General features: G+C 32.3%; 11 protein-coding genes. 7 read left to right on the top strand and 4 right to left on the bottom strand.

The genetic code is table 11. The features are described from left to right. Positions 1-110: 110 nt before the first annotated feature. From FG167_RS11930 to FG167_RS11920, 3 genes are read left to right on the top strand one after another with little or no spacing between them, the layout of a single operon-like run. Positions 111-653 carry an RNA polymerase sigma factor gene (locus tag FG167_RS11930; protein ID WP_203458477.1) on the top strand — a complete coding sequence of 181 codons (543 nt, stop codon included), beginning with the start codon at positions 111-113 and terminating at the stop codon, positions 651-653. A gap of 41 nt (positions 654-694) precedes the next feature. Continuing rightward, entirely contained in the window at positions 695-1,186 is a 492-nt protein-coding gene (locus FG167_RS11925; RefSeq protein ID WP_203458476.1) for a hypothetical protein, read from the top strand. Between the two features lie 8 nt (positions 1,187-1,194). Then, entirely contained in the window at positions 1,195-1,644 is a 450-nt protein-coding gene (locus FG167_RS11920) for a sensor of ECF-type sigma factor (RefSeq protein WP_203458475.1), read from the top strand. A gap of 66 nt (positions 1,645-1,710) precedes the next feature. Here the strand turns inward: FG167_RS11920 and FG167_RS11915 are convergent, their stop codons facing one another. Next, positions 1,711-2,784 carry an oxidoreductase gene (locus FG167_RS11915; protein WP_203458474.1) on the bottom strand — a complete coding sequence of 358 codons (1,074 nt, stop codon included), beginning with the start codon at positions 2,782-2,784 and terminating at the stop codon, positions 1,711-1,713. A 112-nt stretch (positions 2,785-2,896) separates the two neighbouring features. Further along, on the bottom strand, positions 2,897-5,200 hold the full coding sequence (locus FG167_RS11910; RefSeq protein ID WP_203458473.1) for a CotH kinase family protein: 2,304 nt from the start codon (positions 5,198-5,200) through the stop codon (positions 2,897-2,899). 238 nt (positions 5,201-5,438) lie between these two features. Between FG167_RS11910 and FG167_RS11905 the strand changes: the two genes are divergently transcribed. The 4 genes from FG167_RS11905 to purL all read left to right on the top strand — a co-directional run bounded on the left by FG167_RS11905 (position 5,439) and on the right by purL (position 12,157). Further along, positions 5,439-6,653, top strand: coding sequence for an RsmB/NOP family class I SAM-dependent RNA methyltransferase (locus FG167_RS11905; RefSeq protein WP_203458472.1), 1,215 nt, complete (start codon positions 5,439-5,441; stop codon positions 6,651-6,653). An 8-nt stretch (positions 6,654-6,661) separates the two neighbouring features. After that, positions 6,662-7,789, top strand: coding sequence for an endonuclease (locus tag FG167_RS11900; RefSeq protein ID WP_203458471.1), 1,128 nt, complete (start codon positions 6,662-6,664; stop codon positions 7,787-7,789). Between the two features lie 100 nt (positions 7,790-7,889). After that, a complete protein-coding gene (locus tag FG167_RS11895) occupies positions 7,890-8,369 on the top strand; it encodes a hypothetical protein (RefSeq protein ID WP_203458470.1) in 480 nt (159 codons plus the stop codon). Positions 8,370-8,473: 104 nt separating this feature from the next. Next, the gene (gene purL, locus FG167_RS11890; RefSeq protein WP_203458469.1) at positions 8,474-12,157 is read left to right on the top strand and encodes a phosphoribosylformylglycinamidine synthase; all 3,684 of its coding nucleotides are present in this window, start codon (positions 8,474-8,476) and stop codon (positions 12,155-12,157) included. An 85-nt stretch (positions 12,158-12,242) separates the two neighbouring features. Here purL and FG167_RS11885 read toward each other — a convergent pair whose 3' ends face one another. Further along, positions 12,243-12,692 carry a hypothetical protein gene (locus FG167_RS11885; RefSeq protein ID WP_239004381.1) on the bottom strand — a complete coding sequence of 150 codons (450 nt, stop codon included), beginning with the start codon at positions 12,690-12,692 and terminating at the stop codon, positions 12,243-12,245. After that, complete coding sequence (locus tag FG167_RS11880; protein WP_203458467.1) at positions 12,689-13,252, bottom strand: hypothetical protein; 564 nt, start codon at positions 13,250-13,252, stop codon at positions 12,689-12,691. Before FG167_RS11880 ends, FG167_RS11885 begins: the two co-directional genes overlap by 4 nt. Positions 13,253-13,615 lie beyond the last annotated feature (363 nt).

Raw genomic sequence — 13,615 nt, 5'->3', positions numbered from 1 at the left:
GTTTAAAATTTATAAAATAAAATGTTTTTTTTTCAATTAAAAATAAAACAGCTTCCTATTTAAACTTTTTGTAAATTATTTAGTCTTAAAATAAAAACTAATAGTACTCTGTGTTAAACGAAACACTTTTTTTACAACAGCTAAAGTCTAAAAACTCTAAAGAGCAAGCTTTTAAAGAATTGGTTACGCAATACAAAGAACGATTATATTGGCATATTAGAAATATTGTAAAATCTCATGATGATACAGACGATGTACTACAAAACACTTTTATAAAGGTGTTTAAAAACATCGACAATTTTAAAGGAGATAGTAAAATTTACTCTTGGATGTATAGAATAGCAACTAACGAAGCTATTACACATATAAATAAGAATGCAAGAAGATTACAAATCACAAATGAAGAAACGCAAGAACTAGCAATTAATAATTTACAATCGGATGTGTATTTTGAAGGAGACGAAATTCAATTAAAATTACAACAAGCCATTGCTACTTTGCCACAAAAACAACAACTGGTTTTTAATATGAAATATTTTCAAGACATTAAATATAAAGACATGTCTGAAATATTAGAAACTAGCGAAGGTGCATTAAAAGCATCTTACCATATAGCAGTAAAAAAAATTGAAAGCTATTTAACGAATAAATAATTAACAATTAAACCTTTATAAAAAAAAAGAGTCTAAAGATTGTGAAGCATAACCATTTACATAACAAGAAAGAAACAGGTTTTAAAGTTCCAAAAGATTATTTTGAAAACTTTGAAGCATCTATAATACGTCAAGCTAATCTAAAAGATAAAGCTACAGAAACTGGTTTTACCGTTCCTAAAGATTACTTTAAAAATATAGAAAATGATATTTTAACAAAGGTAAATCAAGAAGATACTGTAAAAGTTATTCCGTTATTTAGTAAACGAAACCTTATTTATATATCCAGTTTAGCTGCTGCAATATTGCTACTTTTTAATCTATCTATACTTAGCACTCCTTTCAATTTTGATTCTTTAGAAACAGAAACTGTAGATACTTATATTTTAAACAATTTTGAAGCAGATGAAATAGCTTCCCTTTTTTCTAGTACAGAATTAAGCGAAACCAATTTTATTGATTATAATTTAAATGATGAAACATTAGACTATTATTTAGAAAGTCTTGACGAAACCGAATTAATTTTAGAATAACAAAAAAAATGAAAACAACATATTTATTATTATTTACATTACTATTTTCTCTAAGCACATTTGCTCAAAAGATGGATAGAGATAAAATAAAAGCACTTAAAATCGCTCATATAACCGAGCAATTAGATCTATCCGAAAAAGAAGCACAAGATTTCTGGCCTATTTATAATGCAAATGAAGAAGCTGAAAATAAACTAAGAAATGAATCTTTCGAAAAAATAAAAGAACAAACTCCTAATGATCTTTCTGAAAATGATGCTAAATCCATTTTACTTAAAATGCTAAGTATCAAAAAGGAAAAACAAGAATTAGACACAAAATATTTAAACGATCTTCTAAAAATTCTTCCTGCAAAAAAGGTATTAACACTTATGCAAGCCAATCGCTCTTTCAAACATAAAATGATTGAGCAATTTAAACAAAGACACAAAGGAGAAAAACAAGAATATAAAAATTAATTATAATCCCTAGAAGTTAAAAAGCAGCCCATTGTAAAAGATTAGCTGCTTTTTTTTATTCCTAGATTATTCTCTAAAAGTCAATTTACTGATTCTTTTATTTCCTGCAGCAAAAGCTGTACTGTCATTTACAAATCGAATTGTATAAAAACCTTCGTCGCTTAAATGTTTCCAAGTATTTCCTGCATCACTACTATAATCTATTCCTTTAAAACCTATTACAACTAAACCTTTCGCATTACTATTAGGTACATATTGTACACAGCTTCTGTACCCCGGACTTTGGTTTTGTGCAACCAATTGCCACGTTTTTCCACCATCTTGCGTGCGAATTTTATTTGCTGAACTATCTGCAGCTTTGGTATAATCACCACCAATAGCAAAACCATTAAGCGCATCGTAGAAAGCTACAGAATATATTCCTGTGGTTTCTAGACCTTGCACGATTGGAGTTTCAAAAACCTCCCACGTTTTTCCTTTATCTGGCGAGAATAAAATTCTGCTTGCCTTTCCTCCTGTTGCTATCCAAGTTTTATCACCTACAATAGCAATATTAGTATCGCTTGCTGCAAAAGCGGCTTCTCCTTCTTTTGCTTTTGGTAAGATATCACAGGATAATTTATTCCAAGTATTTCCGCCATCACGAGTGATTATAATACTCATACAATCGTCTGTAGGATCTCCAATAGCAATTCCTTCTTGATCATTCCAGAAATCCATTGCATCATAAAATGCTTTTTCGTGGTTTTCTTGGTAGACTACTTCATCTTCTTCTCCTCCCATTTTAAATAACAAAGCTGGAGAACCAATACTTAAAGCAAAGCCATTATCCTTTGTTCCTGCTAAAGATCTAAAATTAGGTGTAATTGTATCTTGTTGTAACTGAATTAAGTATTTATAATCTAAAACACCAACTTTACCATCTTCATCTTCCGTAATTACTCCTACTTTACCTGTAGACGTTGCAAAATATGCCAAGTTATTTTCATAAACTTCCAAAGCTCTAACATTCAACAAAGAGTCTTGCAACAAGGTTTCGATATCCACTGTTTTATAATCTCTGACTTTAAATGGTGTTTCTTTCTTTCCGCAGGAAAACAAAAAACAAAGAACAACTATTAGAAAAATACTATTTTTCATAAATTTTAAATTTTTATAAAAATAGAAAAGCTTTATGACATAATCATAAAGCCTCTCCTGCTATTAATCAAAACTAATCAAATCCTTTAGGTATTAGGATTTTAAACCATTTCTAATTACGTATAATTTTTAAAACGGTACTATCATTAATATGCACCATATACAATCCTTTTGAAAAATCTGAGAAATCAATAACAATGTTATTCGTATTCGTTAGCTTGTTATCTAGTAACAACTGTCCTTGTATATTATAAACCTTAATCGATTCAATGGAATAAGAACTATTAGCTATAGTTACCACGTTACTTGTAGGATTTGGGTAATATTTTAAATGATTGCTAAAATCTACTTCGTCTATAGAAAGGGATTCATTATTAGCGGCATACGTTGGTAACTGAATTGCAAAGTCACCTGTTCCGTTTGGTACTCTTGCATAACCCATATCATCCGTTTGTGCTCCAAAAGTGATATTTTCTATTATGGTTCCATTAGCATACGATAATATGGCACTTTCACCTCCTGATGAAAACTTTACATCTGCATGTAAACCATCTTGATCGTCATCTTTATCACACCAAACAATTAAGTAACTATCTGGCGCTATAGTTAATCCAGAAGGAAATGGCCAAACTAGTAAATCATCAGCATCATCAGATAAATATAAATTATCTAAACTCAATGTTTGATCACTATTATTATACAACTCTAACCAATCATCATATTCTCCATCTTGATCTGTAACCGTAGTTTCATTAGATGCCATAAGTTCATTAATCACAAGATCTCCAGGTGTTAATGTTAGGTATGTTGCTTCAATAGTATAAAATTCGTATTCTGCTCTTGCAGGAGAAAATGCACCAATATTCGCATTCTCTGCATAGATATAATATTGCATATAATCGGTATCCACACTAACATCTGCACTATAAACATCTCCTCCTTCAGCATTCATTAACGTTTTTGTAAATGGAAGCGTTTCGTCTGTTCTATATCCAATATATACATCATTTACATCCGTAACATTAGCAGTTATAGCAATCACATCTCCAATTAGCGGTGTTGTTTCAGATGGAGTCACATTACTAATAACAGGTTGTGAATTAGTAAAGTCTGTTTGCGATAATAAATAGGTGCTTCTTGAAGCCATTAAATTTGTTAATCCGGGAGCTGTGTTTCCACCAACATTATAATCTGTATTTATATTACCAGTAAATTGTGCATCCGTGTAAAACTTATTCGTATCTGCTGTTACTGCACTAGATATAAGTGCTTGATAATCGTTTGCTAATGTTAAGTAGTTGGAATTACTTATATTTTCTGTTAAAATAGTTTTATAATGTGCTAAGTACATTTTCTTGTATTTAGGCACTTCCATTAGTTTAGAAAACAATGGAAAAGTAGCATCGTCATCATGTAATAAATGATCAAGTTCTGCTTTATCGGTAGTAGAATTTAATCCTCCTCCTGGTCCACCTGGCCCTCCTGGTCCGCCTGGCCCACTACTACTTTCTCCTGTCATACTAAAAACACCGAAAGACATATTTAAATCCCACATCACAGAATTAAATTGTTCATTATCATCTTTATATAAATAATAGTTTTGTTTAAACTGACCGATATAACTATCTAAATTAACCAATACATTGTCTAGCGCAAGCATCCAGATAGCCATATCTACATCAATAACATTTTCAATATTTGTAATATCATTATTCAAAATATTAGTTAATTCTATTAAATCGTCCCAATGTGCTACAGCAATTGTTGGGTCTGTATCATCATCCGATTTAATTTCATAAGCATCCTCATAACTAGTACTATTAGTTCCTAGATATTCTAAACTTGGGTAATCATTAGACTGTGGTCCTGCTCCATCTGGAGGACTGCAACTAAAAAAGGCATTATCCTTAGAGTAAAAATGCTTATTAATAAATGTTTTAGTAATCGCTTCTGTATTGGTATATAAGCCAATTAAAGTTCCGTTTACATACACATTTGCATAGTTCGCTTGTGGTGCATCCATGTATTGATTCACAATATTATAAGCAATCGTTTCTCTAACAAAAGAAGGATCGAACATTACATTTGCTAATTTTATATCTTTATAACCTTGGTAATCTTGATCCACATACGTATCTAATTCTATATGGAATGGATTTTTAGTTTGATTTACACTATACGAGCTATTTCCTTTATATTTTACACCTACTTGATTAAAAACAGTTCCATTAATAGTAACAGATGTTGCCTCTGTATAATTATTATCTCCTGCTTTTTCTGCATCCAATAATGCGTCCCAATTGCTTTCTGCAAATTCTATTTCTATAGTTTGAATGGTATTTATATCATATAATTCTTGTGCATACGATTTTATAAAAATTAATAAAAATAACGTCAGAGTAATTAGTTGTTTCATTTTTGTATATTTTAGTTACTCTCCTTTAGATGCTTAATTGTAAAAAAACTTGTGCAACTTTCTAAAATATTTTCATAAAATTTCAATCACAAAGAATACAAGTAAAAATTAACACCTATTAATGATCAAGAAATAATTATAATAATTTCTAAAATCATACCTTTGCACGTTTCAAACTTTTAAAAAGTTCAATCGGAATAAATACTTATTTCTGTTTTTGAACAACGAATACGAATATATGAGATTACACAGAAATTTATGTTTTGCTACAGTGGATGGTTTATTACTAATCTTTAACGAAGGCAAGTATGCAGATAAGGTAGTACAACAATTATTAAAACGTGATAAACGTTGGGGAAGTCGCGACAGAGGTTTTGTTGCAGAAACTACTTACGACGTTGTACGTTGGAAACGACTATACGCTGAAATTGCAGAAGTAAAAGAACCGTTTTCTCGTGATGATGTTTGGCGCTTAATTGCCGTTTGGGCAACCTTAAAAGGAATAAAACTTCCGGATTGGAAATATTTTGAAAATACACCTACTAGAAAAATTAAAGGTCGTTATGATGAACTTTCTAACATAAGAAAAATTGGCGCATCTGTACCAGATTGGATGGATGAAATAGCTGCTAAAGAGTTAGGTGAAAATGTTTGGACTAAAGAAATATCGGCTTTAAACCAGCAAGCAGACGTTGTTTTACGTGTGAATACGCTAAAAACAACTAAAGAAAAGCTACAAGCAGAACTTTTTGACTTAGATATAGAAACCGAAATTGTAAAAAATCATCCAGACGCATTAAAACTTACAGAAAGAGCAAATGTTTTTACAACAGAAGCTTTTCAAAAAGGTTTTTTCGAAGTACAAGATGGTTCTTCTCAAAAAGTTGCTGAATTTTTAGATGTACAACCTGGAATGAAAGTTGTAGATACTTGCGCAGGTGCAGGTGGAAAAACATTACACCTTGCTGCTCTTATGGAAAATAAAGGGCAAATCATTGCAATGGATATTTATGAAAATAAATTAAAAGAACTAAAACGTAGAGCAAAACGTGCAGGAGCGCATAATATCGAGTTCCGTGTAATCGATTCTACAAAACCAATTAAAAAACTATATGACAAAGCAGATAGAGTTTTAATTGATGCGCCTTGTTCTGGTTTAGGTGTTTTACGAAGAAATCCAGATGCAAAATGGAAACTACAACCGGAGTTTTTAGATAAAATAAAGAAAACACAAGCTGAAATTTTAAGCTCGTATTCTAGAATGGTGAAACCTGGAGGACAAATTGTATATGCAACATGTTCTATACTACCTTCAGAAAATCAAGATCAAGTGAAAACATTTTTAGAATCAGATTCTGGTAAAGACTTTACCTTTATTAAAGAGAAAAAAATATTATCGCATGAATCTGGTTTTGACGGATTCTACATGGCATTATTAGAAAAGAAAAAATAAATTATAGAATGAAACAATTTTACTCCCTATTATTACTATTAGTAACTATTACAGTTTCGGCTCAGATACCTTCTGGTTATTATGATGACGCAACTGGAACTGGCTATACTTTAAAAACACAATTAAAAATTATTATTACTAATGGTCATGTAGATCATGGATACACTAATGATTTGTATGTTGCTTATCAAACATCCGATACCGATTCTTATTACGAAAACGATAATTCGGTACTAGATATGTATTCTGAAAATCCAGTTGCAACAGATCCTTATAACTTTGCACATGACACCAATGGAGGTAGTGCTCCTGGACAAGCTTGTGGTAGCTATTCTATTGAAAGTGATTGTTATAATAGAGAACATCTTTTCCCTCAAGGCTTTTTTGACTCAAAAAACCCAATGCGCGGAGATATTCATCACGTAATTCCTACAGACGGAAGAGTTAACGGTTTTCGTAATAATTATCCGTTTGGAAATGTAGGTACCAATTTAGTAAGCCAAAGCAATATTTCTAACCCAACACGAAACGGATCTAAATTAGGAAACTCTATTTCTCCTGGTTATTCTGGGACTGTTTTCGAACCTATTGATGAGTTTAAAGGAGATATCGCTAGAATGTTATTATATTTTGCAGTTAGATATGAAGACAATTGGAATGATTCTGGTTGGTCATCACATACAGTTGCTAACAACCCTTTGAATGGTACTTCGAATCAATTTTATGAAACTTGGTATGTAAACTTATTGTATTCTTGGCACCTTCAAGATGGCGTGAGTCAAAGAGAAATAGATAGAAATAATGCGGCATATGCATATCAAGGGAATGCAAACCCTTTTATTAATCACCCAGAATATGTGCAAGCTATTTGGTCAAGTATTCTTTCTGTAGATGATTTTGAAACGGTAGACGCAATTAAAATGTACCCTAACCCTTCTAATGGAAATACAATTACTATAGTAGCTAAAGAAAATCTTTCTGTAGAAGTTTACGATGTTTTAGGTAAGAGAATTAAGATGCAAAACATTACTCCAAGTCAGAATAAATTAAATATTTCTGGATTGTCAAAAGGTTTATACTTAGTGAGATTTAATTCTGCTACAGGTAGCACCACAAAAAAACTAATCAAGTCATAAACATTTGTTAGACTATATATTTCTAAAGCGATTCCAATTGGAGTCGCTTTTTTTGTTTCATTAGATTTTATATATTTAACCAACTTTAAATAAGATATAGATGAAACAAATAATGACTTCCATTATTTTACTTTTAGCATATACTACAATAAACGCGCAGTACAATGTCAATTCAGATAAATATAAAATAGCTTTTACCTCACCAGAAGCATTAGAACAATACGAAACCGAAGCAGAAACGGTATTGGGTTACGAAAACAATAACTTTGCCGTAGATATTGAAATAATTCCAATAGCAGAGCAATCTCCAGCCTTTATAAAATCTCAAAAAGAAGGCGCCTATCTAACCGCTAAATTCTTAGGATTAAAAGATATTAAAAACGGGGCTTTCTTACCACATATAGAAAGTGCTTTTTATGTAATAGCTTATGATCAATACGAAGAAACAAATACTCCTGTTTATATTATTGCTTTTATTAATAAGGAATTGGGATTAGCATACGAAGTAACGGTATATTGCTACAATATAGATTTAGAAGCCGGTAGAAAAATAGCAAACAGTTTTAAGTGGCTAGAATAGATTCTTTTTCTAAAGAACGAAAATTAAGTATACCTTTTACTGAAAAATTCTAACTAAAAAACCTAAATTTGCTTCTTTAAAAACAACACTCAAACCACGATATAATGATTCATTTCTTCGGAAACCAAAACAGTAAAATCCTTGCTGTTCAAGCAACAAAAGAATTATCAACCGAAACCATTTCAAAACTGACATGGTTATTTGGCAACCAGCCCAAAATAGAACAAGCATCTTTAGATGCTTTTTTTGTTGGTCCACGAGCTGCTATGATAACACCTTGGAGTACTAATGCTGTTGAAATTACCCAAAACATGGGGATTACAGATATTATTAGAATTGAAGAATTTCAAGCTGTAGCTGAAGATTTCACAGACTTCGATCCTATGATTTCTGAAAAATATAAAGGAATAAATCAAGAGTCCTTCACCATAAACATACAACCAGAAGCAATACTTAATATCGAAGATATTGCTGCGTATAATCAACAAGAAGGTTTAGCTTTAAATGAAGAAGAAGTTGCATATCTTGAAGGTGTTTCCAAGAAAATTGGAAGACCGCTTACAGATTCTGAAGTATTCGGATTCTCTCAAGTAAACTCAGAACACTGTCGTCATAAAATCTTCAACGGAACTTTTATTATCGATGGCGAAGAAAAACCAACGTCATTATTCAAATTAATTAAAGAAACTTCAAAACAATTTCCTAACGATATTGTTTCCGCTTATAAAGATAATGTAGCCTTTATAAAAGGTCCAAGAGTAGAACAATTTGCTCCTAAAACAGCAGATAAACCAGACTTTTATCAGACTACAGATTTCAATTCTGTAATATCTATAAAAGCTGAAACACATAATTTCCCAACAACAGTAGAGCCTTTTAACGGAGCTGCAACTGGTTCTGGAGGAGAAATTAGAGATAGACTTGCTGGTGGTAAAGGTTCTTTACCATTAGCAGGAACAGCGGTTTACATGACTTCATATTCTAGATTAGAAGATGCACGTCCTTGGGAACAAAAAATGCAAGAACGTCCGTGGTTATATCAAACACCAATGGATATTTTAATAAAAGCGAGTAATGGTGCTTCCGATTTTGGAAACAAATTTGGACAACCATTAATTTGCGGATCTGTTCTAACTTTCGAACATGAAGAAGATGCACGCAAACTAGGTTTCGATAAAGTCATCATGCAAGCTGGAGGAATAGGTTATGGAAAAGCAGAACAAGCTTTAAAAGACACGCCTAAAAAAGGAGATAAAATTGTTATCCTTGGTGGTGAAAACTACAGAATTGGAATGGGAGGCGCTGCTGTTTCAAGTGCAGATACAGGAGAATTTGCTTCTGGTATTGAGCTTAACGCCGTACAACGTTCTAACCCAGAAATGCAAAAACGTGCTGCCAACGCTGTTCGTGGTATGGTAGAAAGTGAAGAAAACTTTATAGTTTCTATTCATGATCATGGTGCTGGAGGACATTTAAATTGCCTATCCGAATTAGTAGAAGATACTGGTGGAAACATCGACTTAGATAAATTACCTGTTGGAGATCCAACACTTTCTGCAAAAGAAATTATTGGTAACGAGTCACAAGAAAGAATGGGATTAGTAATTGCCGAAAAACATTTAGATACACTAAGTAAAATTGCCGCACGTGAACGTTCACCAATGTACACGGTTGGTGAGGTTACCGCAAACGATCGTTTTACTTTTGAGTCTAAAACTACTGGAGAAAAACCAATGGATTTAGCCTTAGAAGATATGTTTGGTAGTTCACCAGAAACAATAATGACAGACAAAACGGTACATAGAAATTATGATGCTATTACCTATGATTCTGATAATATATTAAACTATCTAGACCAAGTTTTACAGTTAGAAGCTGTTGCTTGTAAAGATTGGCTAACCAACAAAGTAGACCGTTGTGTTGGTGGTAAAGTTGCCAAACAACAATGTGCAGGCCCCTTACAATTACCGCTTAATAATTGTGGTGTAATGGCCTTAGATTATAAAGGAAAAGAAGGTATTGCAACTTCGGTTGGCCACGCTCCTATTTCTGGATTAATTAGTCCTACAGCAGGAAGTAGAAATGCTATTGCAGAATCGCTTACCAATATTATTTGGGCGCCTTTAAAAGATGGCTTACATTCTATTTCATTATCTGCAAACTGGATGTGGCCTTGTAAAAATGAAGGTGAAGATGCTAGACTTTACGAAGCTGTAGAAGCGATTTCAGAATTTGCTATCGATTTAGGAATCAATGTTCCAACAGGAAAGGATTCCCTTTCTATGAAGCAAAAATATCCTACAGAAGATGTTATTTCTCCAGGAACCGTAATTATTTCGGCAGCCGGAAACTGTAACGATATTACTAAAGTGGTAGAACCTGTTTTAAAGAAAAATGCAGGAAACATTTATTATATAAACATCTCTCAAGACGCATTTAAATTAGGAGGAAGTTCTTTTGCGCAAGTATTAAATAAAGTAGGAAAAGAAACACCTACCATTAAAGATGCTGCACAATTAAAGAATACTTTTAATACCATACAGCAATTAATTAAAGACGACAAAATTGTTGCAGGACATGATGTTGCTTCTGGTGGATTAATCACTACTTTATTAGAATTATGTTTTGCAGATACCAATCTTGGTGCGGAATTAGACTTGTCTGATTTAGGGGAAAAAGATTCTATAAAACTTCTTTTTTCTGAAAATGCAGGAATTGTTTTTCAATCATCGGATGCTTCTGTAGAAAAAGTATTAAAAGATGCAAATATTGAATTTTTCAACATAGGAAAAGTTACAGAAAGCGATACACTAAGTATTATTAATAATGCAGAAGTGTTCACATTAACCATCTCTAGATTACGAGATGTTTGGTACAAGACCTCTTTCCTACTCGACCAAAAGCAAACGTCTAATGGTTTAGCACAAGATCGTTTTGATAATTATAAAAAGCAACCTTTACAATTTACGTTTCCAAAACACTTTACAGGAAAGTTAAAAGATGTCACTTCGAGTGATTCGTCTAAAACGAATCGTATCGAGAAGCCTAAAGCAGCCATCATTCGTGAAAAAGGATCAAACTCCGAACGCGAAATGGCTAATGCGATGTATTTAGCTGGTTTTGATGTGAAAGATGTGCACATGACCGATTTAATTTCTGGTCGTGAAACATTGAAAGATATTCAGTTTATTGGTGCTGTTGGTGGTTTTTCTAATTCGGATGTTTTAGGTTCGGCAAAAGGTTGGGCAGGCGCATTTAAATACAACGAAAAAGCAAATACTGCTTTAAAAAACTTCTTTAAACGAGAAGATACATTATCTGTTGGTATTTGTAATGGTGCACAACTTTGGATGGAATTAGATTTAATTAATCCAGAGCATGAAACACATGGAAAACTAACGTATAACGATTCTCATAAACATGAGAGTTCTTTTACTTCCGTTGCCATTCAAAAGAATAATTCGGTAATGCTTTCCTCTTTAGAAGGTGCTACTTTAGGGGTTTGGATTTCTCATGGCGAAGGAAAGTTTAATCTTCCGCTTGACGAAAACCAATACAACATTGTTGCAAAATATGGCTATGCAGCATATCCGCATAATCCAAATGGCTCCGATTTTAACACCGCAATGCTTTGTGATAAAACAGGAAGACATTTAGTAACCATGCCACATATTGAGCGTTCTACTTTTCAATGGAACTGGGCTAATTACCCAGAAAACAGAAAGGATGAAGTTTCGCCTTGGTTAGAAGCTTTTGTGAATGCTAAAAATTGGATTGAAAACAAATAAAAATGTATTCTTATTATAGAATTAAGCGGTTTAAGAAATTTATCTTAAATCGCTTTTTTTTTGCTTCCTATTAACAAAAAACTTTTTATTTTCTATTTTTAATCCTAGATCGCATCTGGTCTCTAAGCTGTATCAAACCATTGCTTATCCCTCTTTTCTTTCGTAATATAGGAAAACTTAAAGTTACTAAAAGCGCAATACACGCTGCAGAACCTAATCCGCCACCAAAACCTTCAAAATAAGAACTGGTATTTAAAAAGATAAAAGTGAATACCATTCCGGATATTCCAATTAAAAAATAGTTGGAAAGTACTTTAGAAGAAACCATACCAATAAAGGAAGCTCCGAAACAAACCAATGGTAAATTTTCGGTTAAATAAGGCGATAACAAATTAGGGAATATCAAAACGAATGCACCAACCAAAACGCCAACTAAGGCAGATGCTCGCACAGCTCCTTGTTTAAAGTTTACTTGTAAAACAAAAGTGATTATAGAAGAAAAACCTCCTGCCAAAAACAATATCCAATGTGTCATACCCATTCCGAAATTAAAAATGTAATAAAAAAAGCAAGAGCAACACCTCCAAAAGCTAGCGTACCTAACTTGCCACCAACACCATGAAAAGCATCTTTAGTACCAATTAACAGCAAACCTGTAATGGTACTTGCAAGCGTGATAAATATATAACCATGAGCAACGCTAATATTAGTCATTCCAACAAAAGCACCACAGTAAACAGCGGTTGGCATTCCTTGAATAAAATTATTTTTCTTAAAAAAATCAGGTATAAAACTAACTACCAAACCTACCAAACCTGCAGATAAAACATTACTCAAACCAAAGGAAACAGATAAAACATAAGTCACAATAGCACCAAAAAACACAAATGCTATGGTTAATACATGCTCTAGACTATGATTCCCAGCACTTAATGGTGTCTTTTTGTAAGTAAACAGTAGTAATATTAAAGCTAAAATAACAAATGCGGAAATAAAAATGTTATTCTGTTTTTCAAATAAAATGGCAGCTAAAAATCCCAAATGACATAGTATTATTAAACTAAAAGAAAGCTTCTTTACATGTTTTTTAATCATAATTGGTATTTAAAACACTACAAAAGTACATAATATTGCTGTTTTAGCTTTCCTATTAATTACTTAATAATGAAAATATAAAAAGATTCTATTGCACCCGAAACAGCTTTTGCTTCCGCTAGAAAACGAAACAATAATATGATAATATTATACGTACTTGAAAGGACTATTTTAGGAGATTAAATTTCTCATAACTACGCTATATTTAACCTTCCGCTTAACGAAAACTAATACCATATGTCATTTATTTCTCATTTTAATATTCCATACCATTGTTTAAAGAACTAAAACCATAAAAAAGAAGTTTTGCTTTTGCTAGAAACATTTATAATTGTTTAAAGGTGAATGGAGAAAAAAGCATGT

Origin of the sequence: Lacinutrix sp. WUR7, from assembly GCF_016864015.1 — a bacterium.
Taxonomy (GTDB): domain Bacteria; phylum Bacteroidota; class Bacteroidia; order Flavobacteriales; family Flavobacteriaceae; genus Oceanihabitans.
This window is presented reverse-complemented; position numbering and strand designations above follow the sequence as displayed.